The sequence below is a fragment of the Ciceribacter ferrooxidans genome (genome assembly GCF_004137355.1).
Classification (GTDB): domain Bacteria; phylum Pseudomonadota; class Alphaproteobacteria; order Rhizobiales; family Rhizobiaceae; genus Allorhizobium; species Allorhizobium ferrooxidans.
Genome location: NZ_SDVB01000249.1, coordinates 69,663 through 95,878 on the forward strand (window position 1 = coordinate 69,663; position 26,216 = coordinate 95,878).

The 26,216-nt window shown below is 63.6% G+C and carries 24 protein-coding genes; 7 read left to right on the plus strand and 17 right to left on the minus strand.

Annotated features, from left to right (window positions below; all coding sequences use genetic code 11):
* Positions 1–43: 43 nt before the first annotated feature.
* The 3 genes from tkt to EUU22_RS16095 are packed head-to-tail and all read right to left on the minus strand — an operon-like array spanning position 44 to position 4,001.
* Positions 44–2,053, minus strand: a complete 2,010-nt coding sequence (tkt, locus tag EUU22_RS16085) for a transketolase (RefSeq protein ID WP_129332993.1) — start codon at positions 2,051–2,053, stop codon at positions 44–46.
* Positions 2,054–2,063: 10 nt separating this feature from the next.
* The gene (locus tag EUU22_RS16090) at positions 2,064–2,936 is read right to left on the minus strand and encodes a phosphoribulokinase (RefSeq protein WP_129332994.1); all 873 of its coding nucleotides are present in this window, start codon (positions 2,934–2,936) and stop codon (positions 2,064–2,066) included.
* Between the two features lie 15 nt (positions 2,937–2,951).
* Positions 2,952–4,001 carry a class 1 fructose-bisphosphatase gene (locus tag EUU22_RS16095; RefSeq protein ID WP_129332995.1) on the minus strand — a complete coding sequence of 350 codons (1,050 nt, stop codon included), beginning with the start codon at positions 3,999–4,001 and terminating at the stop codon, positions 2,952–2,954.
* A 117-nt stretch (positions 4,002–4,118) separates the two neighbouring features.
* On the opposite strand from EUU22_RS16095, the gene EUU22_RS16100 reads away from it, so the two are divergent.
* The 6 genes from EUU22_RS16100 to EUU22_RS16125 all read left to right on the plus strand — a co-directional run bounded on the left by EUU22_RS16100 (position 4,119) and on the right by EUU22_RS16125 (position 9,408).
* Positions 4,119–5,057, plus strand: coding sequence for a LysR family transcriptional regulator (locus EUU22_RS16100; RefSeq protein ID WP_129332996.1), 939 nt, complete (start codon positions 4,119–4,121; stop codon positions 5,055–5,057).
* Between the two features lie 128 nt (positions 5,058–5,185).
* Positions 5,186–5,578: a hypothetical protein gene (locus tag EUU22_RS16105; RefSeq protein WP_129332997.1), complete on the plus strand. Its 393-nt coding sequence runs from the start codon at positions 5,186–5,188 to the stop codon at positions 5,576–5,578.
* 106 nt (positions 5,579–5,684) lie between these two features.
* Positions 5,685–6,368, plus strand: a complete 684-nt coding sequence (locus EUU22_RS16110) for a helix-turn-helix domain-containing protein (RefSeq protein ID WP_129332998.1) — start codon at positions 5,685–5,687, stop codon at positions 6,366–6,368.
* Between the two features lie 93 nt (positions 6,369–6,461).
* A complete protein-coding gene (locus tag EUU22_RS16115) occupies positions 6,462–7,568 on the plus strand; it encodes an ABC transporter substrate-binding protein (protein WP_129332999.1) in 1,107 nt (368 codons plus the stop codon).
* Complete coding sequence (locus EUU22_RS16120) at positions 7,565–8,626, plus strand: FecCD family ABC transporter permease (RefSeq protein WP_129333000.1); 1,062 nt, start codon at positions 7,565–7,567, stop codon at positions 8,624–8,626. The genes EUU22_RS16115 and EUU22_RS16120 overlap by 4 nt, the downstream gene beginning before the upstream one ends.
* Entirely contained in the window at positions 8,626–9,408 is a 783-nt protein-coding gene (locus EUU22_RS16125) for an ABC transporter ATP-binding protein (protein WP_129333001.1), read from the plus strand. The genes EUU22_RS16120 and EUU22_RS16125 overlap by 1 nt, the downstream gene beginning before the upstream one ends.
* A gap of 29 nt (positions 9,409–9,437) precedes the next feature.
* Here EUU22_RS16125 and lpdA read toward each other — a convergent pair whose 3' ends face one another.
* The 7 genes from lpdA to EUU22_RS16160 all read right to left on the minus strand — a co-directional run bounded on the left by lpdA (position 9,438) and on the right by EUU22_RS16160 (position 17,565).
* Positions 9,438–10,838: a dihydrolipoyl dehydrogenase gene (gene lpdA, locus EUU22_RS16130; protein WP_129333002.1), complete on the minus strand. Its 1,401-nt coding sequence runs from the start codon at positions 10,836–10,838 to the stop codon at positions 9,438–9,440.
* A 5-nt stretch (positions 10,839–10,843) separates the two neighbouring features.
* Positions 10,844–12,124, minus strand: a complete 1,281-nt coding sequence (locus EUU22_RS16135; RefSeq protein WP_129333003.1) for a dihydrolipoamide acetyltransferase family protein — start codon at positions 12,122–12,124, stop codon at positions 10,844–10,846.
* Positions 12,125–12,127: 3 nt separating this feature from the next.
* On the minus strand, positions 12,128–13,141 hold the full coding sequence (locus EUU22_RS16140; RefSeq protein ID WP_129333004.1) for an alpha-ketoacid dehydrogenase subunit beta: 1,014 nt from the start codon (positions 13,139–13,141) through the stop codon (positions 12,128–12,130).
* Position 13,142: 1 nt separating this feature from the next.
* On the minus strand, positions 13,143–14,375 hold the full coding sequence (locus tag EUU22_RS16145) for a 3-methyl-2-oxobutanoate dehydrogenase (2-methylpropanoyl-transferring) subunit alpha (RefSeq protein ID WP_112690893.1): 1,233 nt from the start codon (positions 14,373–14,375) through the stop codon (positions 13,143–13,145).
* 61 nt (positions 14,376–14,436) lie between these two features.
* Positions 14,437–15,564 carry an acyl-CoA dehydrogenase family protein gene (locus tag EUU22_RS16150; protein ID WP_129333005.1) on the minus strand — a complete coding sequence of 376 codons (1,128 nt, stop codon included), beginning with the start codon at positions 15,562–15,564 and terminating at the stop codon, positions 14,437–14,439.
* Between the two features lie 20 nt (positions 15,565–15,584).
* Entirely contained in the window at positions 15,585–16,769 is a 1,185-nt protein-coding gene (locus EUU22_RS16155) for an acetyl-CoA C-acyltransferase (protein ID WP_129333024.1), read from the minus strand.
* Positions 16,770–16,797: 28 nt separating this feature from the next.
* Positions 16,798–17,565, minus strand: coding sequence for a 3-hydroxyacyl-CoA dehydrogenase (locus EUU22_RS16160; RefSeq protein WP_129333006.1), 768 nt, complete (start codon positions 17,563–17,565; stop codon positions 16,798–16,800).
* Positions 17,566–17,759: 194 nt separating this feature from the next.
* Between EUU22_RS16160 and EUU22_RS16165 the strand changes: the two genes are divergently transcribed.
* Positions 17,760–18,824 (plus strand): AraC family transcriptional regulator, encoded by a 1,065-nt coding sequence (locus tag EUU22_RS16165; RefSeq protein ID WP_129333007.1) that lies wholly within the window; start codon positions 17,760–17,762, stop codon positions 18,822–18,824.
* On the opposite strand, the gene EUU22_RS16170 is transcribed toward EUU22_RS16165, so the two are convergent.
* From EUU22_RS16170 to EUU22_RS16200, 7 genes are all read right to left on the minus strand, one after another.
* Positions 18,765–20,150 carry an FGGY-family carbohydrate kinase gene (locus EUU22_RS16170; protein ID WP_129333008.1) on the minus strand — a complete coding sequence of 462 codons (1,386 nt, stop codon included), beginning with the start codon at positions 20,148–20,150 and terminating at the stop codon, positions 18,765–18,767. The genes EUU22_RS16165 and EUU22_RS16170 overlap by 60 nt on opposite strands.
* Positions 20,147–20,470: an L-rhamnose mutarotase gene (gene rhaM, locus EUU22_RS16175; protein ID WP_129333009.1), complete on the minus strand. Its 324-nt coding sequence runs from the start codon at positions 20,468–20,470 to the stop codon at positions 20,147–20,149. The genes EUU22_RS16170 and rhaM overlap by 4 nt, the downstream gene beginning before the upstream one ends.
* Positions 20,467–21,486 carry an ABC transporter permease gene (locus EUU22_RS16180; RefSeq protein WP_129333010.1) on the minus strand — a complete coding sequence of 340 codons (1,020 nt, stop codon included), beginning with the start codon at positions 21,484–21,486 and terminating at the stop codon, positions 20,467–20,469. Before EUU22_RS16180 ends, rhaM begins: the two co-directional genes overlap by 4 nt.
* A complete protein-coding gene (locus EUU22_RS16185; RefSeq protein WP_129333011.1) occupies positions 21,483–22,481 on the minus strand; it encodes an ABC transporter permease in 999 nt (332 codons plus the stop codon). Before EUU22_RS16185 ends, EUU22_RS16180 begins: the two co-directional genes overlap by 4 nt.
* Before the next feature lie 11 nt (positions 22,482–22,492).
* Positions 22,493–24,025, minus strand: a complete 1,533-nt coding sequence (locus tag EUU22_RS16190) for a sugar ABC transporter ATP-binding protein (protein ID WP_129333012.1) — start codon at positions 24,023–24,025, stop codon at positions 22,493–22,495.
* 179 nt (positions 24,026–24,204) lie between these two features.
* Positions 24,205–25,200 carry a rhamnose ABC transporter substrate-binding protein gene (gene rhaS, locus EUU22_RS16195; RefSeq protein ID WP_129333013.1) on the minus strand — a complete coding sequence of 332 codons (996 nt, stop codon included), beginning with the start codon at positions 25,198–25,200 and terminating at the stop codon, positions 24,205–24,207.
* Positions 25,201–25,258: 58 nt separating this feature from the next.
* Positions 25,259–26,071, minus strand: coding sequence for a DeoR/GlpR family DNA-binding transcription regulator (locus tag EUU22_RS16200; RefSeq protein ID WP_129333014.1), 813 nt, complete (start codon positions 26,069–26,071; stop codon positions 25,259–25,261).
* Between the last annotated feature and the right edge of the window lie 145 nt (positions 26,072–26,216).

The following is a 26,216-nucleotide window of genomic DNA, read 5'->3' on the forward strand; positions in this document are numbered from 1 at the left end:
CGCGAGTTCCAAGTGCCGCCGCAACGGCGGCGGCGATGACGGCCTAGCGCACCAGCCTGCAAGCCGCCTCCACCGCGGCCTCGGCGGTGATGCCGAAATGACGATAGAGCTCCGGCGCCGGCGCACTCGCGCCGAAGCCGTTCATTCCGATGAAGGTGCCATTCTCGCCGATGTAGCGATCCCAGCCGAGGCGGCACGCCGCCTCGATCGCCACGCGCGGGCCCGTGCCGAGCACCGAGAGGCGGTACTCGGGCGTCTGCTCCTCGAAGAGCTCCCAGGAGGGCATCGACACGACGGCGGCCGAAATCCCGTGATCGGCCAGGAGCCGCTCGGCCGCGGCGATGGCGATTTCGACCTCCGATCCGGTCGCAAGCAAGGTGACGTCCCGCGCCGTTGCCGCCTCCCTCAACACGTAGGCGCCGCGCACAGACAGGGCCGTCGAACTGTAGCCGAGTCGCAGCATCGGCAGGTTCTGGCGGGACAATACCAGCACGCTCGGCCGGTCCTGCTGCCTCAGTGAAATTTCCCAGCACTCGGCCGTCTCGACGATGTCGCAGGGTCGGAAGACGGTGATATTGGGTGTCGCCCGCAGCATTGCGAGATGCTCGATCGGCTGGTGGGTGGGGCCGTCTTCCCCGAGACCGATGGAATCATGGGTCATCACGTAGATGACCTGCTGGCCCATGAGCGCCGAAAGGCGCATGGCCCCGCGGGCATAATCGGAAAACACCAGGAAGGTGCCGCCATAGGGAATGAACCCACCATGCAGCGCCAGGCCGTTCATGGCCGCCGCCATGCCGTGCTCACGGATGCCGTAGTGGATGTAGCGACCGGAGAAGTCCTTCGCGGCCACATCCTCCATACCCTTGGTGACCGTCAGGTTGGAATGCGTGAGATCCGCAGAGCCGCCGATCGTCAGGTCCGTGAGATTATTGACCACGCCGAGCACCATCTCCGAGGCCTTGCGGGTGGCAACCTTGGTCGCCTTCTCGACATGCTCCCGGCGGAAGCCGTCGAGCGCCTCAAACAATGTCTCCGGCAGTTCCTTCCGAATCGTTCGCTGGAACGCCTCGGCCTCCGGCGAGGCTTCGAGCCGCGCCGACCAACGACGCCGTGCCTCGCTGCCGCGTTCGGCGACCTCGCTCCAGCGGTCGAGGATCGCCTCCGGTACCTCGAAGGGCGCGTGCGGCCACTGAAGCACCTCGCGGGCGGCCGCGATCTCCGCGTCGCCGAGCGGCGCGCCGTGGGTCTTCTCCGAGCCCTGCAGGTTCGGAGCGCCCTTGCCGATCACCGTTCTACAGGAGATCAGCGATGGCCGATCGGATTGCCTTGCACGGGCAATCGCCCGTTCCACCGCCTCGAAATCGTGTCCGTCGACCTCCTGAACGTCGAAGCCGGCCGCCGTGAAGCGCGCAAGCTGGTCCATCGAGGTCGAAAGGCTCGTCGGACCGTCGATCGAGATCGAGTTGTTGTCCCAGAGCACGATCAGACGCGACAACCGAAGATGACCGGCGAGATCGATCGCCTCGTGGCTGATCCCCTCCTGGAGGCATCCGTCGCCGGCGATCACATAGGTGTAGTGATCGACCAAAGCGTCGCCGAAACGGGCATTGGCGAGGCGTTCGGCGATCGCCATTCCGACGGCGGTCGAGATGCCTTGCCCGAGCGGACCCGTTGTCGTCTCGATGCCGCTGGCATGCCCGTATTCGGGGTGGCCGGCCGTCCGCGCGCCGAGCTGCCGGAAGCGCTTGAGCTCCTCAACGGTCATGTCCGGATAGCCTACGAGATAGTGCAGCGCATACTGCAGCATCGAGCCATGTCCCGCCGACAGAACGAAACGGTCGCGATCCGGCCAGTCCGGATGGGCGGGATCGATCTTGAGGAACCGCGTGAAGAGGACCGTCGCAACGTCCGCCATGCCCATCGGCATTCCCGGATGACCGGAATTCGCCCGCTGCACGCCATCCATGGCAAGCGCACGAACCGCGTTCGCCATGTCGCGATCACTCACCGCCACGGGTTCGGGACTCATCTTCAGGGCCTGTTCTTGCATGGGTTCCTCCTCAGGATGCGCGATTGCGGCGCTCGATCAGTTGCAGGATGAGCGGGGTCAGAATGAGCTGCATGGCGAGATCGAGCTTGTTGCCGGGGACGACGATCGAATTGGCCCGCGACATGAAGGAATCGTGGATCATCGACAGCAGGTACGGAAAATCGATTCCCCGCGGCTTCGCGAAGCGGATGACGAGCATGGATTCGTCAGCCGTCGGGATCCAGCGCGCCACGAAGGGATTGGACGTGTCGACGATCGGAACGCGCTGGAAATTGATGTCCGTCTGGGTGAATTGCGGCGTGATGTAACGGACATAGTCGGGCATCCGCCTCAGGATCACATCCATGACGGCCTCGGTCGAATAGCCGCGTGTCGCCCGGTCCCGGTGGATCTTCTGGATCCATTCGAGATTGATGACGGGGACGACCCCGATCTTCAGGTCGCCGAAGCGCGCGAGATTGACCTTCTCCGTTACTGCGCAGCCGTGCAGTCCTTCGTAGAAGAGGAGGTCGCTCGGGCCGAACTCCCGCCAGTCCGTGAACGTGCCGGCCGGCGCATTGTATTGGGCCGCCTCTTCGTCGTCGTGGATGTAGGTTCGGGTCCGACCCGAGCCGCGGCGGGAATATTCGTCAAAGACCTGCTCGAGAATTTCGAGCTCGTTAGCCTCGGCGTTGAAGTGGGTGAAGTTGGGATTGCCGTTCGCCTGCTCTTCGGCGACTTTCGCCTTCATGGCCTGGCGGTCGTAGCGGTGGAAGGCGTCGCCTTCGATGAACGCGGCCTCGATGTTCTCCCGGCGGAAGATCTGCTCGAAAATCCGCTTTACCGAGGTTGTGCCGGCACCGGAGGAACCGGTGATCGAGATGATCGGGTGCTTTGTGGACATCCGTCTTGCCTCCCGTCAGGCCCTGAACAGGCCGCGATTGTTGAAGAGAGGCGCACGCTCCCCGATGGAGCTCGGCTCCGTGTGGTAGCGGGCGATCCGGTGCACTTCGCGCGCCGAGCCGAAGACCAGCGGCACCCGCTGGTGCATGCTCTGCGGCGTGAGATCCAGGATCCGATTGACCGTATCCGTCGCCGCACCGCCCGCCTGCTCGATAAGGAAGGCGATCGGGTTGGCCTCGTAGATGAGCCGGATCCGGCCCTCGCCATAGCCCTTGCGTTTGTCCCCGGGATAGAGAAACACGCCGCCGCGCATCAGAATGCGATAGGTCTCGGCGACGAGCGAAGCGATCCAGCGCATGTTGAACTCCTTTTCCCGGGGGCCTTCCGTTCCTTTGAGGCAGTCGTCGACATAGAGACGGACCGACTCGTCCCAGTGCCGATAGTTGGCGGCATTGATCGCGAATTCCTGGGTTTTGGGCGCGAGCACCACGCTTTCATAGGCCTGCATGAACGTCCCGAGCCGCGATGAGAAGACGAAGACGTGCGTACCGTTGCCGACCGTCAGCACCAGCGCGAGCTGCGGACCGTAGATAAAAAAGCCGGCAGCGAGCTGGGCGCCTCCCGGTTGGAAGAAGGAGGCGTTTCGCTCGCTGACCGGTTCACCGACCACAGGGAGGATCGAAAAGATCGTGCCGATCGAGACGTTTGTGTCGATATTTGAGGAACCGTCGAGCGGGTCGATCGCGACGGCAATCGGAGCGCCCGGATCCAGCACGACAGGATGTTCCAGTTCTTCCGAACCGTAGAGGCAGACCGGCGCCTGCCGCATCGCCTCGATGAACATGTCGTCGGCATGGACGTCCAGGTCCTTTTGGGCGTCGCCGTCGCTGTTGGAACGCCCGCGATGCCCGGCGAACGCGCTGCCAAGGGCACCCTGGTTGATGGTCTTGCGCATCGTCACGGCAGTCAGGGCCAACTGCCGAACCGTCTGGGAGACCGCGAGCCTCAGCGGGTCTCCGCCTGCAACGTAGGAACTCAGAAAGGCGTCTAAGGTCGCCGAAACCATTGTCCTGTCCTCCCGCCCACTCCTCTTGTGGGCATGGAGGCATCGAAACAGAGATATCGAGCTTAGTAAAATTTATTATATTTACGTCGATGCTAAGAAAATTTAAGCTCACCTATTATGCGCAACCTGACCTTGAAAAATCTGCGGGCCATAGAGGCCGTTCTGAAACATGGGACCATCGCCGGTGCCGCGAACGCGATCGGATTGACTCCGTCGGCGATCACCATCCAGTTGAAACAGGTCGAGGAGGAGGCAGGCCTGCTTCTCTTCGACCGCACGAATGAGGGACTGCGCCCGACGGCCGCCGGATACGCCTTCGTCGATACGGCACGAACCGTCGAGGAACGCCTGCGGCTTCTGGACGACGAACTCGACGCGATCAAGGGACTGCGAGCAGGTAGCCTGACGCTCGGCTGCGTGTCGACGGCGAAATACTTCGCACCTCACCTGATGGCGACTTTTAAGAAAGAGCATCCGGACATCTCGATCACGCTTTCGATCGGGAACCGAGCGGAGATCATATCGAGCCTCAAGAACCACGAGATCGATATCGCTTTGATGGGACGCCCCCCGAAGGACCTGCCGCTGAGTTCGTCGATCTTCGGCGATCATCCCCTGGTGATGGTCGCCGCGCCGGATCACCCGCTTGCCGAGAAGCGCGGCATCACCAAGGAAGAGATCGCCCGGGAACATTTTCTGATTCGCGAACGGGGTTCCGGGACCCGCATCTCACTCGAGATATTCCTGAGCGAAATTCCGGGCAAGCTGGACGACCTCGGCACCGAAATGGCCTCGAACGAGACGATCAAGCAGGCCGTGATGGCGGGACTGGGTGTTGCGTTCATCTCCGCACACACGATCGCCATGGAGTTGGAATACGGCAAGCTGACGATGCTCGACGTCATCGGCATGCCGATCCGCCGGCAGTGGTTTTCGGTCATGCGCACGGACAGAACACTCTCCCCTGCCATGGCGGCTTTCCAGGACTTTCTGCGCCGTCGCGGGGCGCAATGCCTGCCCTTCTTCAATCGTCTTTATCCGGAAGTCGCCGGTTAGCAGCTCCACGCGGGGTAGCGCACGGTTCGGGGCCACCTGGCCCGGTGGAACAAACCGCCGCAGGCAGCGCCATTGCCTTCAGGGTCACCTATGAGATATCCCTAACGGGAACCGAGGATTCACGGGCGATGGCGAATCGACACAAGACGACACGCGGGCTGCTGCACGTTCTGTGCACGCTTGCGCTGTTCTTCGTCGGATTTGCGCACAAGACCCCCGATGTCTTCGGCAGCCCCTCGCCGCAGGAACTGGCCGCCTATACCTTGCCGGACGGCACGCTTCCCGAGCTCTGCCTCCCCTCCACGGACGGCAGCGACCATGACCATGGGACAGCCGGCACCGGCTGCGAGGCCTGTATCATCAGCGCCTCGATCATCCTTCCCTTGCCCACTGATATCGCAGCCCGGCCGCTGCTGCAGGTCGAAGAGGCCATTCTCCCCGTCCGCTACGAAGCGTATTATCGCCAACTCTATCCGCCGAACGCGGCTCCGAGAGCACCCCCTGCCGGTCTCGTTGTCTGAACACCGCGGCGCTTGCGCCCGGATTTCATCAACATGGCCGGCGACCCCGCCTGAACTCCGCCAGTTAGGAAGGAGCGGGTGACCGGCCAAGACCGGAATCACCACCATGCTCAACATTTCCGTTCCCAAGGACGCGGCCCACGTGGCACCGCCCGAACTCGCCCTGCCGTTCTCGCGGCAGGCGCGCTCCACCCAGAGCCGGATCATTTCGCCCGGGACGACGATCTACTTCGAAGGTTTCCGCCGTTCGCCTGCATACCGTCTCGTCGACGGTTGCGTGGCGATATCGCAGGCATTGCGCGACGGTCGCCGGCAGATCGTCGACATCCTGGGTCCCGGCCGTCTCTTCGGCCTCTCCCTCGGCGACAGCAACCCCTGCTCGGCAGAAAGCCTGACCTACAGCCACATCGAACAGCTGGACGAAAACCTGGAACCGGCCGAGGCCCAGCAGGAGATACACCTCATGCTGCGGCGGGCCCAGGCACACGCGACCCTCCTCGGCCGAAAGACGGCCATGGAAAAGGTCTCTTCCGCAGTTCTCGATCTTTCCTGCCAGTTCGCGCGCGCGTCGAGATCGCCGAAACGCCGTCGCGTGACCTTCACGCTCTATCTCACCCGCGCCGACCTCGCCGACTGGCTGGGCCTGACGGTCGAGACGGTCAGCCGCTGCCTCAACCAGCTCAAGCGTGAAGCACTGATCGACTTCACCCAACCGGAGATTGTCACGATCCTCGACCGCGACGCTCTGCTGGAGATCGCCGACGTCAACGGCACATGCCGCTCGATGTGAGGGCATAGACGCCGGAGCGGCACGGGAACCTACCTGTCGGGGAACAGGGCGAGCCCGTGCCACAGACTTCTTTCAAACACAGGGGACTATCCGATGAAGACACTGCTCAAATGCATGATCGCCGGGTTGGCGATGATCCTCGCCGGGCCTGCAATGGCCGAGATCAAGGTGACGGACGTCAAGGGTCGCGAGGTGACGCTCGCCGCGCCCGCAAAACGCGTCGTTCTCAATTTCTATTATGAGGACTACCTCGCCGTCGTCGGGCCGGGTGCGATGGACAAGGTGGTGGCCCTCTCGCTTTCCACCTGGAAGGATTGGCGTCCCAAACAGTTCGCAAAGTATCTCGAAGCCATCCCCGCAATCGCCGACATCCCGGATGTGGGCGACGCCGAGAACGGAACCTTCTCCGCCGAGAAGGTCATCGCAGCCAAGCCCGACCTCGTCATCCTCGGAGCCTGGACCTATGACGCCATGGGCGACACCGTGGGACAGATCGAGCAAGCCGGCATTCCGGTCGTCACGCTCGACTACAATGCCCAGACACTCGAAAAGCACATCCAGTCGACGCTCATTCTCGGCAAGGTCATGGGTTCAGAGGACAGGGCCGAAAAGCTCGTCGCCAACTACAAGAGCGCGATGGACGACATCGCAGCGCGGATCAAGGCTGCCGGCCCGTCGAACAAGAAAGTCTATGTGGAACTCGCGCAGAAAGGTCCATCCGAAGTCGGCAACAGCTATGGCAACGGCATGTGGGGTACACTGGTCGACTCCCTCGGCGGCCTCAACATCGCCAAGGGACAGGTCGAGAACTGGGGACCTCTCAGCCCAGAATATGTGCTGACCCAGAAACCCGACCTCATCTTCCTTGCCGGTTCGGAATGGCTGAACAAGCCGCTGGCCGTCTCGGTCGGCTTCGGCGCCGATCCGGCCGTCACGCGCGAAAGGATGAAGGCTTATCTCGGCCGGCCAGGCTGGTCGGAACTGCCGGCCGTTGCCACCGGCAACGTCCACGCCATCTATCATGGCGGCACACGGACGCTCTCCGACTACGTCTACGCCCAGTACATAGCAAAGCAGCTCTATCCGGAGGCATTCAAGGACGTGCATCCGGCGAAGAACCTCGCGCAATATTACGAGACATGGCTGCCCATCAAGGCCGACGGCGTTTTCGTTCTGCCCTATCCGGCGCCGGGTCAATGACCGCCGAAGCTTCGACGATCGAAAGGTTGCGCGGCGATTATCGCCGTGCAACCCTTCTGCGGGCGCTGGCACTGGCCATCGCGTCCGTCGGCCTCGTCGCTTTCATGGTCACCGACCTCGCGACCGGACCGTCTGGGATGCCGGTTTCGACCGTCTGGTCGACGCTGCTGGCCGGACCGCACGGTAACGACACGATGGCGACCACGATTCTCTGGCAGCTGCGGATGCCGCAGACGTTGATGGGCGTACTCGTCGGCGCCAGCCTCGGCATTTGCGGGCTGCAGATGCAGACCATCCTCTCCAATCCGCTTGCGAGCCCCTTCACGCTCGGCTTTTCGGCCGCGGCCGGTTTCGGGGCCGCACTCGCGATCATGTTCGGCGGGCTCCTGCCGCTTCCGGATCTTCTCGTGGTCCCGGTTTCCGCCTTCCTGATGACGCTCGTCGCCTGTGCACTCGTTTATTCAATCGCATCGCTTCGCGGCGCGACACCGGAAATCCTGGTGCTCGCCGGTATCGCCGTGCTTTTCTTCTTTCAGTCGATGCAGTCGCTGTTGCAGTTCCTGGCCTCCCCCGAAGTCCTGCAGCAGATCGTCTTCTGGCTCTTCGGCAGCCTCCTCAAGGCGACCTGGCTCAGCGTCGCGGTCCTTTCGGTCGTGCTCGCGCTCGCCCTGCCTTTCGTGCTGCGCGATTCATGGAAGCTGACCGTCTTGCGGCTCGGCGACGCCAATGCCGCGAGCCTCGGGCTGTCGGTGGAGAGCCTCCGCACGAAGACCTTCCTGCTGGTCGCCGTGATGACGGCAGCCGCAGTTTCCTTCGTCGGTACCATCGGCTTCATCGGCCTGATCGCCCCGCATGCGGCGCGAGCGGCTGTCGGCGAGGATCATCGCTTCGCCCTGCCGATGGCCGCACTGGCCGGCGCGACGATGCTGGTCGCGGCCTCGGTCTTCGGCAAACTCATTTCACCGGGTGCGGTCATCCCGGTCGGCATCATTACGGCGGTTGCCGGCGTACCCGTGCTGTTCGCCGTCATCGCTCGACGTGGTCGTGGAGGCGCCTGATGCTGGAAGGTCTCATACTGGACAAAGTAGCCGTCGAGCGTGGTCGAACAACGATCGTCAACCGCTTCTCGGCCGCTCTCGTTCCTTCGCAACTCGTCGCCCTCATCGGACCGAACGGTGCGGGTAAGTCCACCCTCCTCGGAGCGATCGCCGGCGACATCCCTCATAAGGGATCGATCCTCTGGAACGGACAGCCCATCGCGCGCGCCGCCGTCGGCTTCATGCCGCAATATTGCGCTGTCCGGGCGGAACTGTCCGTGCTGCAGGTCCTGTTGCTCGGCCGCCACGAAAAGCTCGGCTGGCACGTGCGCGAGGATGATCTCTTGGCTGCGGCCGGAATTCTCTGCTCCCTCGGCCTCGACCATCTGGCCGAACGACCCATGACGACGCTTTCCGGCGGGCAACAGCAAATGGTGCTCCTCGCACAGAGGCTCATGCGCGAGCCGCGCCTGCTCATCCTCGACGAGGCGACCAGTGCACTCGATCTGCGCCACCAGATCGGCGTGTTGGAGCTCCTCAAGGACTATGCGAAGCGAACCGGCGCGCTCGTTCTGATCGCCATCCACGATCTCAATCTTGCCGCCCGCCATGCCGACAGCCTGATGCTGCTGCACAACGGTGCGCTCGTGTCCCACGGAACCTCCTCGGAGGTCCTGACACTGCCGGCCATCCGGTCGATCTACCAGATCGAGGCGGAGGTGCTGCGCTGCCGCTCCGGACTGCCGGTCGTCGTTCCGCTCGGTGCCGCCGCCTTCGGCTCTATGTCCGACGCCGCACAGTAGCGCGGGTCACCCGCGCCCCTGACGGAAAATCAGATGTGCAAGGCGTGGCCGAGGGTCTTCAGTGCCGCTTCCTGCAGGGCTTCCCCACGAGTTGGGTGCGCGTGTACTGTCGCGGCGATATCCTCGACCCTGGCGCCCATCTCGATGGCGAGCGCGAAAGCGCTCGCCAGTTCGGATACGCCGGCGCCGACTGCCTGCAGACCGAGCACGACGTTGTTGTCGGCGCGTGCCACGACCCGCACAAAGCCGTCTTCGGCGAGCATGGTCATCGCCCGGCCGTTGGCGCTGAACGGGAACTGTCCCACGCGCACCTCAAGACCGTTGCGACGCGCCTCGTCCGGCGACAGACCCGCGCTGAGGATCTCCGGATCGGTAAAGCACACGGCCGGAATGCAGCGCTTGTCCCACCCGCGTTTCAGCCCCGAGGCGATCTCGGCGACCATCTCGCCCTGTGCCATGGCGCGGTGGGCGAGCATCGGTTCGCCGGTAATGTCACCGATGGCGAAGACACCGCGCATCGATGTTCGGCATTGGTCGTCGACACGCAGGAAGGGGCCCGAGCGGTCGAGATCGAGCCCGTCAAGCCCGGCCATGTCTGTGTTCGGCTTGCGCCCGACGGTAACGAGTATCCTGTCAGCCTGCAGCTTGTGTTCCTTGCCATCCTCAGTCTCGATGATGAGTGCATCACCTCCACTTGCGAGGCCCTTCGCCTTTCCCCCCGTCAGCACGCGAACGCCCAGCTGCTGCAAGTGCTTCTGGACAGGGCGGACGAGTTCCCCGTCATATTGCGGAAGCACCTGAGCCGCGGCTTCGACGACCGTCACCTCGCTTCCGAGTTTTGCGAAGGCCGTTCCGAGCTCGAGCCCGATATAGCCGCCGCCGACCACCACCAGCCTCTTCGGAAGTGTCGTGAGCGAGAGCGCCTCGGTCGAGGAGATGACAGGTCCGCCGAACGGCAGGAAGGGCAGCTCGACCGGCTTGGAGCCGGTCGCGATGACGACCATCTCGGCGCGGATCACCTGCATCCCGGTTTCGGTCTGTACCTCCACGGTCTTGCCGTCCCGGAAGGCGGCACACCCCTGGACGATCTTCACCCGTGCCTTGCGCAGGAGACCGGAAACACCGGCGTTCAAACGGCCGACGATGCCGTCCTTCCAGGCGATTGTGGCGGCGAGGTCGAGGCTCGGTGGCGCATGCAACGAAATGCCGAGCGGGCTCCGGCCCTCCGCCATTTGGCGGATCTTCTCGTATTCCTCCGCCGCATGGATCAGCGCCTTGGAGGGAATGCAGCCGACATTGAGACAGGTGCCGCCCGGCTTGCCCGCCTCGACGATCACCGTGTCGACGCCGAGCTGGCCGGCCCGGATCGCACAGACGTAGCCGCCGGGACCGGCACCGATGACCAGGAGCTTGCAGGAAATTTCCTTCATTGCTGTCAGTCCTCGATGAAGATGAGGGCGGGCGTTTCGAGCAGCGTCTTGATCCGCTGCACGAAGGTTGCGGCGTCCCAGCCGTCGATGATCCGGTGGTCGAAGCTGGACGAGAGATTCATCATCTTGCGCGGCACGAACTGGTTGCCGTCCCATACCGGCCGCACCATCATCTTGTTGACGCCGATAATCGCGACTTCCGGATGATTGATGATTGGTGTAGTGGCGATGCCGCCGAGCGCTCCGAGGGAGGTGATCGTAATCGTCGAGCCGGTCAGCTCCTCCCTGAGCGCGGTGCCCGAGCGAGCCGCGTCAGCAAGACGTGCGAGTTCGGCGGCACAATCCCAGATGCTGCGTGCTTCCGTGTGGCGAACCACCGGAACCGTGAGCCCCGTCGGCGTTTGCGTCGCGACCCCGATATGCACCGCGCCAAACCGGGAGATGATGCCGGTATTGTCGTCGAAGGTTGCGTTGACCTCAGGCTGGCGGGCGATCGCCTTCACCATGGCCCGCATCAGGAACGGCAGGATGGTAAGCTTCGGATGATCCGGCTTGCGGTCCCTGTTCATCGTCGTGCGCAGTTCCTCGAGGTCGGTCATGTCGACCTCCTCGACGTAGGCGATGTGGGGGATCCGCGAGGCCGAAAGCGTCATCCGTTCGGCGATCCGCCGCCGCATGCCCGTAAGCTTCACCTCCTCGACATGGGTGTTGCGGACCGGGCCGTGCGACGCTGCCAGTTGCGGTGCGCCGGAAGCGAGAAAGAGCTCGATATCCTCGTGCGTGATCCGACCTGCCGGGCCTGTGCCGACGACCTGACGCAGGTCTACGCCGCTCTCCCTCGCCCGCAACCGCACCGCAGGAGACGCGAGCGGCTTCTGCGATTCAGGCAGCGGGGACGGACGCGACGCGGGAGCAGTACCGGAGGCGCTCGGCGCCGCCTTCGTCTCGATCGTCGGCGAAGCCGCGGCGGCTGGCGTTACGCCCGCATTCTCCGTCGCGGCAGAATCGCCTTCATTCTCTCCTGAGGAGGACCCGTCGTCGTAACCGGGCACCTCGATCCTGAGCAGCGGCGCCTTGACGGCAACCGTGTCGCCGATCTCGGCGCCGACCCAAGTCACCACGCCGGCGACCGGTGACGGAATCTCGACGGTCGCCTTGTCGGTCATCACGGCGGCGAGCACCATGTCCTCACGCACCGGGTCACCGGGTTTCACATGCCATTCGACCAGTTCTGCCTCGGCGACGCCTTCGCCGACATCCGGCATCTTGATGGTGAATTCACCCATAGGTCAGCCCTCCATCACTTCGATGAGCGCGCGCCCAACGCGGGCGGGGCCGGGGAAATAGTCCCATTCCTGCGCGTGCGGGTAGGGCGTGTCCCAGCCGGCGACACGCACGACCGGCGCTTCGAGATGGTAGAAACAATGCTCCTGAACGAGAGCGGCAACTTCGGCACCGAAGCCCGACGTCAGTGTCGCTTCGTGAACCATGACGCAGCGACCTGTCTTGTTCACCGATTGCACGATGGTATCGAGATCGAGCGGGAGGAGACTGCGCAAGTCGATGACTTCGGCATCGACACCCGTCTCCTCCACCGCGGCAAGCGCGACGTGAACCATCGTCCCGTAGGCGAGAACGGTGGCCGCGGAACCCGGTCTGCGCACCTCGGCCTTGCCGATCGGGATCGCATAATGTCCCTCCGGCACTTCACCGAGCTCGTGTTTGGACCAGGGCGTCACCGGTCGCTCGTGATGGCCGTCGAAAGGACCGTTATAGAGGCGCTTCGGCTCCAGAAAGATCACCGGATCAGGATCTTCGATGGCCGCGATCAACAGGCCCTTGGCGTCGAACGGATTAGACGGCACCACCACCTTCAGTCCGCAGACATGGGTGAAGAGCGCCTCGGGGCTCTGGCTATGGGTCTGACCACCGAAAATGCCGCCACCCGTCGGCATCCGCACCACGATCGGGCAGGTGAAGTCGCCGTTCGAGCGATAGCGGATACGGGCCGCTTCCTGCGTAATCTGGTCGTAGGCCGGATACATGTAGTCGGCGAACTGGATTTCGACACACGGCTTCAGCCCGTACGCCGCCATGCCGATAGCGGTGCCGAGGATGCCGGATTCGCTGATCGGCGTATCGAAGCAGCGGGTCTTGCCGTATTTCGCCTGCAGCCCCTGGGTACAACGGAAGACACCGCCGAAATAGCCGACGTCCTCGCCGAAGACGACGACGTCGTCATCGCGCCCCATCGAGACGTCCATTGCGCTGCGAACGGCTTCGATCATGGTCATTCTGGGCATATCAGTAACCCGCCTTCTGCCGTTGACGACGGATGTGCGTCGGCATTTCCGCGTAGACTCCTTCGAAGATGTCGCGCACCGAAGGCTTGCCACCGGCGTGGAGCGTGCCGTGGCTTTCCGCCTCCTTCTGTGCCTGGATTACCTCGTCCATGATTTCGGATTCGGCCTGCGCATGTCGCTCGACCGACCAGCAGCCACGGGTGATCAGGTGCTTCTTCAGGCGCAGGACCGGGTCGCCGAGCGGCCAGGCCTCCGACTCGGCCTTGGGCCGGTAGGCACTCGGGTCGTCCGAAGTCGAATGGGCACCGACACGATAGGTGACGTATTCAATGAGCGTGGGTCCGAGATTGCGGCGGGCCCGCTCGGCCGCCCAGCGGGCAACCGCATGGACCGCGAGGTAGTCATTGCCGTCGACGCGGAGCGACGGAATGCCGAAGCCGAGGCCGCGGGCCGCGAAAGTGCCAGCACCGCCACGGGCGATGCCCTGGAAGGTGGAGATCGCCCACTGATTGTTGACGATGTTCAAGATGACCGGAGCCTTGTAGGTGGAAGCGAAGACCAGCGCCGAATGGAAGTCGGACTCCGCCGTCGAACCGTCACCGATCCAGGCCGCCGCAATCCGCGTGTCGTTCTTGATAGCCGACGCCATGGCCCAGCCGACCGCCTGGACGAACTGCGTGGCGAGATTGCCGGACACCGTGAAGAAGCCGTGCTCCTTCGACGAATACATGATCGGCAGTTGGCGGCCGCGCAGTGGATCCTTCTCGTTCGAGAATATCTGGTTCATCATGTCGACCATCGGGTAGCCGTCGGCAATCAACAGCCCCGCCTGGCGGTAGGTCGGGAAATTCATGTCGCCCTTCGCCAGCGCCTTGCGGAAGGCGCAGCTCACCGCCTCTTCGCCCAGATGCTGCATGTAGAACGAGGTCTTGCCCTGGCGCTGCGCCATCAACATGCGGGCATCGAAGGCCCTGAGGCGCATCATGTCCTTGAGACCAGCGAGCAGTTCTTCATCCGATAGCAGACCCGCCCAGGGGCCGACCGCCTCCCCTTCCCGGTTGAGCACCCGGATGATGGAAAAGGCGAGGTCGCGGATCGTCTCCGGTGCGACATCGACTTCCGGCCGCGGAACCGAGCCCGCCTTCGGAATCTTGACGTTCGAGAAATCTGGCTGGTCGCCGGGCCGGACCTCCGGCTCGGGTACATGCAGGCTAAGACGAACCGTCTCGTTCATGCCTTTCTCCTCCTTGTCGGCTCGACACCTTCCGTCCTCCCGGAAGGCAGAGCCGGAAACATTATAGACTGCGCGCGATCACGATGCGCTGCACATCGCTCGTTCCCTCATAAATCTGGCAGATCCGGACATCACGGTAGATGCGTTCGACCGGATAATCGGACATGTAACCGTAACCGCCATGGATCTGGATCGAATCGGAACAGACCTTTTCTGCCATTTCCGAGGCGAAGAGCTTCGCCATCGACGCTTCCGTGAGACACGGCTCTCCCCGCTCCTTGAGGAGCGCCGCATGCAGGGTGAGCTGGCGCGCCGCCATAATCTTCGTCGCCATGTCGGCGAGGCGGAAGGCAACGGCCTGGTGATCGATGATCGGCTGCCCGAAAGCATTCCTTTCGCGCGCATAGTCCCGCGCCGCCTCAAAGGCCGCACGCGCCATGCCGACAGACTGGGCAGCGATGCCTATGCGTCCACCCTCGAGATTGGCGAGCGCGATCCTGTATCCCTCTCCCTCTTCGCCGAGCCGCAACTCTGCGGGCACCCGCATATCGTTGAAGGCGATCTGGCAGGTATCCGAGGAATGAAGTCCGAGCTTGTTCTCGACGCGGACCACCTCGTAGCCCGGCGTGTCGGTCGGGACGATGAAAGCGGAGATGCCTTTTTTGCCGAGTTCCGGATCGGTCACCGCGAAGACGATGATGACCTGTCCGTTCTTGCCTGAAGTGATGAACTGCTTTGCGCCGTTCAGCACATAGTGATCTCCGTCACGGCGCGCACGCGTGCGCAGGTTCGAAGCGTCCGAGCCCGCCTGGGGCTCGGTGAGCGCGAAGCCGCCGATCCATTCCCCGGAGGCGAGTTTCGGCAGGAAACGTTCCTTCTGCGCCTCGGTGCCGAACTTGAGAATGGGTACGCAACCCACCGAACTGTGTACGCTCATGATCGTGGAACACGGTCCGTCGCCGGCCGCGATCTCCTCGAGTGCGGCGGCATAGGCGACGACGCCGGTATCCGACCCACCATAGGCCTCCGGCACCAGCATGCCGAGGAAACCGAGCTCGCCCATCTCCTTCAGCTCCTGCTTCGGGAAGGCATGCTCGACATCGCGCTGGGCCGCGCCCGGCGCCAGCCTTTCGCGGGCGAAGTCGCGCGCCATGTCGCGGATCTGTTGCTGTTCCTCGGTCAGTATCATTCCGGCTCCTCCCAGCCCCCTCAGTGTCGCTGCACGGCGATCGCGGTCGCTTCGCCGCCGCCGATGCAGACAGCGGCCATGCCGCGCCTCAGGTCGTAGCGCTCCAGCGCGGCGAGCAGGGTCACGATGATGCGTGCTCCCGACGCACCGATCGGATGCCCGAGCGCACAGGCTCCGCCATGGACGTTGACCTTCTCATGGGGCAGGCCGAGTTCATGCATCGCCGCCATGGGAACCACCGCGAACGCCTCGTTGATCTCGACGAGGTCGACATCCTTGAGATCCCAGCCGGTGCGCACGCCAAGCTTCCGCAACGCATCGACGGGGGCCGTCGGAAAGAGATGCGGCGCCTGTGAATGGGTAGCATGGCCGATGATGGTCGCAAGCGGCGTCCGGCCCTCCCGCTCGGCCTGCGAACGGCGCATCAAGACGAGCGCCGCGGCGCCGTCCGAAATCGAGCTGGAATTCGCGGCCGTCACCGTCCCCCCTTCGCGGAAAGCAGGGCGCAACGTCGGTATTTTGTCGAGCCTGGCCTTGCCGGGCTGCTCGTCGATGCACACGGTCGTTTCGGTCTTACCGTCGGCGATTGTCACCGGCGCGATCTCCGCCTCGAAGTCTCCGTTGGCAATCGCCTTCTGTGCGCGGGTCAGCGACGCGACGGCGTAGGCGTCCTGTGCGTCGCGGGTGAAGCCGAAGGCTTCCGCGCAGTCCTCCGCGAACGTGCCCATCAGGCGTCCCCTGTCATAGGCGTCCTCCAGGCCGTCGAGAAACATATGATCGATGACACGGCCATGTCCCAAACGATAGCCGCCGCGGGCGCGATCAAGCAGATATGGCGCGTTGGTCATGCTTTCCATGCCGCCGGCGACCGCCATGGTGGCGCTTCCGGCGAGCAACAGGTCATGTGCCAGCATTGTGGCCTTCATGCCCGAGCCGCACATCTTGTTGACGGTCGTGGCGCCCGTCGAGACGGGAAGGCCCGCCCCGATCGCCGCCTGACGGGCCGGCGCCTGACCCAGCCCTGCGGGGAGCACACAGCCGAACACCACTTCATCGACTTTCTCGGCGCTGACGCCGGACCGGGCAAGTGCCGCACGGATCGCGGCCGCGCCGAGATCCGGAGCCGTCGCGCGCGAAAGCACCCCCTGGAAGCCGCCCATGGCCGTGCGCGCCATGCCGACGATGACAACCGGGTCCTGAGGCATTCCCTGCATCTCCTGCATCACTGCTCCTTCAACGCGCACCCATGCGCAAAGCTCCGTCGAGACGGATCACCGTTCCGTTGAGCATCCTGTTCTCGCAGATGTGGCGGACAAGGCCGGCATATTCCTCCGGTCTGCCGAGACGGGAGGGGAACGGCACGCTCTTGCCGAGTGATTCCTGAACCTCTTGCGGCATACCCGCCATCATCGGCGTCTCGAAGATGCCGGGTGCAATCGAGACGACGCGGATGCCGTAGCGCGCAAGCTCGCGGGCGATCGGCAGGGTCATCCCGACGACGCCGCCCTTCGACGCCGAATAGGCGGCCTGGCCGATCTGCCCCTCGAAGGCGGCGACCGAGGCGGTATTGACGATGACGCCACGCTCGCCGTCCTCGTCCGGCTCCTCCCTGGAGATCGCGGCGGCGGCGAGCCGGATCATGTTGAATGTGCCGACAAGATTGATGCTGATTGCCCGCGTGAAGACGGCGAGCCGGTGGGGGCCTTCGCGGCCGATAACCTTCTCGCCGGGGGCGATACCGGCACAATTCACCAGACCATGGAGATGTCCGAACGTCTCCGTTGCAGCTCCGACGGCGGCCGCTGCATCATCCTCCGACGTGACGTCGGTCTTCACGAAACGAACGCTGTTCCCGAACTCTGCGGCAACCTTCTCACCGACCTCGGCGTTGACGTCGGCAATGATTGTCCGCGCTCCGGCAGCGGTAAGCGAGCGCACGACGGCGAGACCGAGGCCCGACGCGCCTCCGGTCACGATGAAGACCTTGTCTTCGATCAGCACTGAAGAACTCCCACGGTCGCGGAACGCACGACAATGAACACTCGATGCGCCATGCCGTCCTCCTCCTCAACATTCTGCATGCGAACCGGCTCCTCCGCCGATCCTTGTTGCCGGACTCTATGCGGACAGTATATTGCAAGCGATGACCAAAGCGGCCAGATTTTTTGGACAGTTTTACCATATCGGAGGGGCGAATGGCCGAGCCGGACAGACGGATGATTTCGCCTTCCTTCATCGAGGAAGCGCTCGATTGCCTGCGGCGACACGGCAAGCCGACGGCGCCGGTTTTGGCGTCGGTGGGGCTGCCGCCGGTGGTCAACCTTCCGGTCTCCGCCGAGATCTACGGCGCACTCTGGCTCGCCGTCGCAGCCGAAGTGGACGACGAGTTCTTCGGCATGGGTGCCCGACCGATGCGCAACGGCAGTTTCACGCTTCTCTGCCACTGCGTGCTGCACGCGCCGACGCTGGAGCACGCCCTGCGACGGGCGCTCCGCTTCCTGAACGTGATCCTGGAAGATCCCTCCGGCCGACTTGAAATCAATGAGGGTCTCGCCGAAATCGTGCTCGAGGACAGAACGGGACCGCGCTCGGCCTTTGCCTACCGTACCTACTGGATCCTGTTGCACGGCGTTGCCTGCTGGCTGGTCGGCCGACGCATTCCGATCCGCAAGGTTGATTTCCGTTGCGCCGAACCTGAACAGGGTGCCGACTACCGGCTATTTTTCGGTGCGCCGGTGCACTTCGGACAACCGGTCAGTCGCCTCTCTTTCGACCGGCAACTGCTCCGGCTGCCGATCGCCCGCACCGAACAGGCACTGAAGCAATTCCTCCGGGGCGCGCCCGCCAACATTCTCGTGCGCTACCGCTACGACGCCGGCCTCGCGGCCGGCATTCGGCGCAGGCTGCGGCAGACCCCGCCAACGAACTGGGGCAGCTTCGAGGGCATCGCGGCACAAATGCGCATGTCGCCGTCGACCCTGCGCCACCGGCTGCAGGCCGAAGGCCGGAGCTTTGCCGGGATAAAGGACGAGATCAGGCGGGAGCGCGCGATGGAACTGCTGCTCGAGAGCCGAAACAGCGTCGGCGAGATTGCCGCCCAGCTCGGCTTTTCCGAGCCGAGCGCCTTTCACCGCGCCTTCCGGAAGTGGACCTCCAGGAGCCCGGGTGTGTTTCGCCGTGAAGCCGCGACAGCCCGGATCTTAGAGGTCAGACGCCAGCGCCGCTCGCCAACGACCGACATGGGAGGTGACATCGAATAGCGGGGAAATGACAGCCGGGTGTCCTGCCCGCGGCCGCACCCCGGCGAGCATCGCCGCGCCGAGCGCGGTGCCGCTCACGCCGCCTTCGGCGTCGATTATTACGTCACGACCAGTGATCGACGCCAGCGCGGCGAGGAAAACGCTGTTCCGAGCCATCGGCCCTTCAACGACGATCGGCCCCGCGGCCTTCACAAGATCGAGGCACGTCGCCGTCATCATCGCCACGTAGAGCGAGACGGCAGCGACCCGTTCAGTATCCGACGCAGGCTCACCGACCCACCGTCCCTTGCGACCCGGGAAAGGTCCTGATCCTTCGACTGCATTGGGTAGGATCATCACGCCCTTGGCAATGACCGTCCTGGCGGCCGACTCCAGTGCGTCTGGCGACGGTTCGGCCACGCCTTGCGTCAGGATCTCGTATTCGCGACCACCCATGAAACGGGCCGACGGTACCGGCCGGGCGAAGGCGTCGACATTGGAAAGCGTGTCGCGCGCGGGATCGAGCCCTGCGGGATTTCCTCCGACCGCAAGGCAGATGACCCAGGTGCCCGTCGACACCACCGAGAAAGGCGGCTGTCGCATAACGAGATGCGGCAGTAATGACGCGTTGGAGTCGTGGATACCACAGTAGACCGGCACGGCGACGTCGAGACCGATCGTTGTGCGGACCTCCGGAAGCACCGGGCCCAGCACGTCGAAGGCAGAGCGTACCGACGCCATCTGCGCCTTTATTTCGAGCCTGTCGACGAGGGTCGAGTAAGCACCTTGCCCCGGGTTCCAGAGGTCGGTGTGGCAACCGAGGGAAGTCACCTCGTTGACCGCCACGCCGGTCAGACGGAAGGCCCAGTATTGCGGATAGGTGAGGATCGTCCTGACCTGCGCGAACGCCTCGGGAAAGACGGTTTTCTGATAGTGAAGCTGCGCTCCGAGATTGAGGCCGACCGGAAGCGCGGGTGAACAGGTCTCGGAAAATGCAGGACGCAGCGCCTCGTATTCGGCGACGACCTCCGCCGGATAGCCATGCTCGTAATCGAGGACCGGCATGGCGAGTTGCCCCCCGGCATCGAGGAGCGCTGCACTCGCGCCATGCGTGGTGATCGAAATCGCATCGTAGCCGGGTACTTCGGCAAACGAAGCCAGAGCAGTCAGGATGAACGACCACAGGGCCTCGACGTCGTAGTGGGGATAAGGAGGACCGGCGACGACGCTATTCGCAGTCTTGCGGATCGCGATCTCGGCACCGGTTTCCCCGTCGAGCACGACGACCTTGGCATTGGTCTTGCCGATGTCGATGACGGCGACGCGGGCGTGTTGCGCGGCAGTCATGGCAGGTGGAACACCGGAACGAGATCCGTGGCAACCGGAGAGTTGTCCGGATTGCTCTCCATGATGTCGGCCATGTGCGCCCACCAGCGCTTCATCACCGGATGCTGCGGCAGGCTTGCCATCGTGTGATCCTTCGGACGGGTCAGGACGCCAAACAGGATATTGGTCTCGCGGTCGAGATGGATCGTGTAGTCGCTGACGCCGGCCTGATGCAGCAGATCAATGAGTTCCGGCCAGATCTCGTCATGGCGCTTCCTGTATTCCGCCTCCATGCCGGGATTGAGCTTCATCTTAAAGGCATGCCGTTCCAGTTTGCTCATTTCGCTGGCCTCGCCTGCTTGATGCGCCGGCCGATGATCGGCAGCGCGATGGTGACGATCAAAAGCAGACCGATGAAGATCGACATGACGATGCCGGGCACGTTGAGGAGGCCGAGGCCGAAGGTCACGAGGCCCATGACGAAGGCGGCGATCACCACGCCGGCGATCGTGCCGGCACCGCCGAGGATTGATACGCCGCCAAGCACCACCATGGTCACCACTTCGAGCTCCCACCCCTGCGCGATCGACGGACGGGTCGAGCCGAGGCGCGAGGTGAGGCAAACGGCGGCGATGCCGCTCATCAGGCCGGTGAGCAAGAAGAGGATGAACTTCACGCGCTCGACCGGAATGCCGGAGAAGCGCGCGGCGAGCGGATTGTTGCCGATCACATAGACATGCCGGCCGAAATTGGTCGCATGCAGTAGCACGGCGAACAGGACGGCCATGACCAAGAATAGCACGAACTCGAAGGAGAACACCCAGAAGACATAGCCCTGGCCGAAGAAGGCGAAATCCGCCGGATACTTGCCATACGCCTGGTCGCCGAGCACGATGTAGGAAATGCCGCGGAACAGGCTCATCGTACCGATGGTGACGACGATCGACGGCAGTTTCAGCCCGGCCACCAGGATGCCGTTGAAGGCGCCGCAGGCAAGCCCGGTGCCGATCCCGATCGCCACCAGGCCGGGAGCGCCGATGCCTATCTGCGCGGCATAACCCATGGCGGTCGAGGCCAGTGCGATGATCGCAGCGACCGAAAGGTCGATCTCGCCGGCGATGATCAGCAGCGCCATGGCAAAGGCGATCATCGCCTTTTCGGTGAAGTTGAAGGTGGCGTCGGACAGGTTCCAGGCGTCGAGGAAATAGGGCGAGGCCAGCGAGTTGGCGATGAAGATCACCACCGCCACGCCGAACAGCAGCACTTCCCAGCTGGCCAGCAGCCGCTTGAACGGCGTCCCCAGCCGGTCCGGGATCTGCCGCCGGGTGGTCGCGGTTTCGGAAGTCGCGGTGCTCATGCGGTCACCTCCTGGCTGTCCTTGGCTGCGCGGTCGCGCAGGATGATGCGGCCCTTCTTGGCCTCGGCCCGGGCGTTGAAGACGACGGCAAGCACGATGACGACGCCGGAAATGGCCATCTGGGCGAACGGCGAGATGCCGATGACCGGCAGCGCGTTTTTGATCACGCCGAGGAACAGGGCGCCGAGGACCGTGCCGATCACCGAGCCGATGCCGCCGGCGATCGAAACGCCGCCGATGACATTAGCCGCGACGCTGTCCAGCTCGAAACCGGCGGCAATGTCGACATAGGCGACCGCATAGCGCGACACCCAGAGATAGCCCGAAAGACCGGCCAGCGCGCCGGACAGCACGAAGGCGAGGAAGCGCGCGCGTCCGACATCGATGCCGGCATAGACGGCAGCGGTCGGGTTGCCGCCTGCGGCATAGGTCGAGCGTCCGAACGGCGTGCGGGTCAGCACGAACCAGATGAGGAAGACGATCGCGATCGCCACCCATGACAGGATCGGCAGACCGAGGACGGCGATGCGCGGCAGGTCGAGGAAGTCGGGCGTCATCTGGTGGGCGTTGACCCAACTGCCGCCCGACAGCACGAAGGCCATGCCGCGATAGATGGTGAGCGTGCCGAGTGTTACGACGATCGGCGGGATCTGCAGGAGCCAGACGAGGAAGCCGTTGATGGCGCCGAGGGCCGCACCGATGCCGATCGCGAGAACGACCAGCAGCGCCAGCGGCAGGCCGGGATAGGCGGCGTCGAGCATGGCAACCGCCATGCCGGTGAAGGCGAGATTGGCGGCGACCGAGAGATCGATCGACTTGGTGAGGATCACCGTCATCTGGCCGAGCGCCAGGATGATCAGAATGGACGTGTCGTTGAAGATCGTCGCCAGATTGCCGGGCGTAGCGAAATTCGACGCCCGCGTCGAGAAGCCCGCGATCATCACGACGATGATCAGCGCCAGCAGGATTTCGCGGTTCTTGAGAAGCCGTTGCATGTCGAATGTCCTTAGCGGTTGCCGGTGGCGGCGCGCACCAGCGTCTCGGCAGTCAGTCCGTCGCGGTCGTAAAGCCCGGCCATCAGCCCCTCGTGCATCACGAGCACGCGGTCCGACATGCCGAGGATTTCCGGCAGTTCCGAGGAGATCATAATGATCGACAGCCCCTCGCCCGCGAGTTCCGAGATGAAACCGTGCACCGCCGCCTTCGATCCGATGTCGATGCCCTTGGTCGGCTCGTCGAGAATGATCACCTTCGGCCGGGTGGCGAGCCACTTGCCGATGACGACCTTCTGCTGGTTGCCGCCGGAAAGCGTGCCGACAGGCACGGAAAGCGCCGCCGCGCGCAGGTCGAGCCGCTCAGCATATTTGCGGGCAAGCGCGAATTCGTTGATCGCCTTCAGGAATCCGCGGACCGAGGTGCGCGCCAAGGACGGCAGCGACATGTTCTGGTAGATCGGCATTTCGAGCGCGAGTCCGTGACGCCCGCGCTCTTCGGGCACGTAGACGATGCCGGCGGCGATCGCATCGGCGGGCGTGCGGATCGTTATCTCCCGGCCTTCCAGCGTGAGCCGGCCCGACGCCGGTGTCGTGATCCCGAACATCGACTGGCAGAGTTCCGAGCGCCCGGCACCGATCAACCCGTAGACGCCGAGGATCTCACCCTGTTTCAGGTCGAAGGAGATGTCGCGGAACTCGGTGTCGTGGCAATAGCCCGCGACAGAAAGCACCGTGCCACCAATCTTGACGGGCAGCTTGGGGAAGACATCGTGGACGTCGCGGCCGACCATCAGGCGGACGATCTCGTCCTGCGGCGTGGTTTTTAGCGCGCCGGAACTGACCATCTTGCCGTCGCGGAAGACGGCGTAGTTCTCGGCGATTTCATAGAGTTCGTCGAACTTGTGGCTGATGAACAGGATTGCCTTGCCCTGGCGCTTGAGGCCCTCGACGATGCGGAACAGGTCGTCGATCTCCTTGCGCGACAGAGCCGCCGTCGGCTCGTCCATGATGACGATGCGCGCCTCGACCGACAGCGCGCGGGCAATGGCGACCAGATGGCGCTGTGCGATCGACAGATCTTTGAGACGGATGGTCGGGTCGATATTGCTTTCGAGCTCCGCCAGCAGCTGGCGGGAACGCTGGTTGATGGTCTTCCAGTCGATCAGCCCGAAACGCGTACGCGGTGCGTGGCCGAGAAAGATGTTCTCGCCGACGGTCAGCTCGTCGAACAACACGGTTTCCTGATGAATTGCGGTCACGCCCGCGTCGATCGCGCCTTGCGCATTGGCAAAGGCGATCGGCTGCCCGTCGATCAGGATCTCGCCCTCATTGGGGCGGTAGATGCCGGTCAGGATCTTGACGAGCGTCGACTTGCCGGCGCCGTTCTCGCCGATCAGCGCGGTCACCTGGCCGGGATAAAGCGCGATGTTCACCCCGTCGAGCGCCTTCACCCCTGGAAAGACCTGCGAAATGCCACGCATTTCGAGGATCGGCGTGTCGGCGGGCGCTGGCGCATCGAGCTTTTGGGTTTGAACTGTCATCATCCGGCTCTGCTTCAAAACCCCTCCCCACCCTCCCCACAAGGGGGAGGGCTTAACCTGGCCGCAGCGTGGAAGCCCAATTCGGACAACACGGATGCGGCAAGGTTTCTCCCCCTTTGTGGGGGAGATGGCCGGCAGGCCAGAGGGGGACTTGGTTTACTCAATCAGCGAGTTTCAGCAGATCAGAAGATCTTCGAGAACTCGTCGATGTTCGACGAATTGTAGACGAACGGATCGGCCATGGCGGCTTCGCCGTTGTCGCCGACCTTGATCTTGCCCATGCGGCCGGCTTCGATTTCCGCGCCCGGCGCACCGTCGGTGTCACCCTTCACCAGGTGATAGGCGATCTGGGTGGCCGAGTAACCGAGGTCGATCGGGTTCCAGATGGCGAATTCCTTGGTGGCACCCGACTTGATGGCGCCGGCCATTTCCGACGGCAGACCGAGGCCGGTTACATAGACCTGGCCGATCTTGCCGGCATCCTTGACGGCCTGCGAGGCGGCGAGAACACCGACGGTCGTCGGAGCGACGATGACCTTGACGTTCGGCGAGGACGACAGGAGGCCGTTGGCTTCGCGGTAGCTCTTGTCGGCCAGGTCGTCACCATAGACGGTCGTGGCGAGGTTGAGGCCCGGGAAATCCTTGAGCTGCTTCTTCATCTCCTCGATCCAAATGTTCTGGTTGGTCGAGGTGGTGGTCGCCGACAGGATGGCGAAGTCGCCCTTGCCACCTTCGAGGTGGTTTGCGGCGAGCTGCAGGCACATCTTGCCGATCAGCTCGTTGGAAGACGGGTTGAGGTGCATGATGCGGCCTTCGGCGGCAACGCCGGAATCCCACGAGATGACCTTGATGCCGCGCTGGGCGGCCTTCTTGAGCGCCGGAACGACGGCGTCCGGATCGTTCGCCGAGATCGCGATGGCATCGACGCCCTGGGCGATCAGCGAGTTGATGACTTCGATCTGGCCTTCGGCCGTGGTCGTCGTCGGACCGGTATAGATGATCTCGACGCCGCCGAGTTCCTTGGCGGCTTCCTCGGCGCCCTTGTTGGCAGCTTCGAAGAAGCCGTTGCCGAGCGACTTGACGACGAGTGCGATCTTCATGTCGGCCGCGTTGGCCGCGGACGCCATTGCCATGGCGGCAAAGGCCACGCCGGCGAGCAGTGTCTTGGACAGTTTCATTTCGTCTTCCTCCCAGGTTGATAGACTGCTTTGAACTCCCCCACGCGGCCTGATCACATCATGCGACCGACGTGGAATCCTCCTTCTCGGACGAAGCCATCGGCTTGACCGTTATGAGCTTCACACCGGCATCGGTGACCATTGCGGCCGCCTCGTCGGGAATCTTGTCGTCGGTTATGATCGTCGAGACATTGTCGAGCGGACACAGGATCAGGCTCGAGCGCTTCGAGAACTTGCTGGAATCGACCATGATGATCAGTTCCTCGGCCTGGCGCACCAGCTTCTGCTCGCTCTGGATGACCAGAGCGTCGGACTCCATTACGCCATGCGCATTGATGCCCTGCGCACCGATGAAGATGCGCCGCGCATAGAAATTGCGGATCGCGTCATTGTCGAAGGGCGACAGGATCAGGCTCTGGTCGCGGTAGATCGCGCCACCCGGCACCGAAACCGTGCACTTCGAATGCTTGACCAGATGCTCGGCGATGGCAAACGAATTGGTCATTACCTGCAGGCGGCGCGCCGACATGAAATGCACCATCTGGAAGGTCGTCGTGCCCCCGTTGATGATGATCGAATCGCCTTCCTCGCAGAGATCGACGGCGGCGCGCGCAATTGCGCGTTTCTTGTCGATATTGACCGATTCCGAAACGCGGAACGGTCGTGCGGCGAGATTTCCAAGCTGCGGCGGATGCACCGCCTCAGCGCCGCCGCGGACCCGGCGGAGCTTTCCCTGCACGTGAAGCGCTGCGATGTCGCGGCGGATCGTGGCTTCGGAAGCCTCGGTCAGCTCGGCGATATCCTGCACGGTGATGACCGGCTTTTCCTGGATCGCGCTTAATATGATGCGATGACGTTCGCGTTCGTGCATGGGCTCCTCCTGAGCGTGATTTATGCGGATTGCTTCTACGCTGTCAATCACAAACGATCAAAAAAGATAATGTTGCGTCGCACAATGAATGTTTGTGATCGAAATTGATTGACAAGCGTTCAGCGGATGCGCGATACCGTGCAGC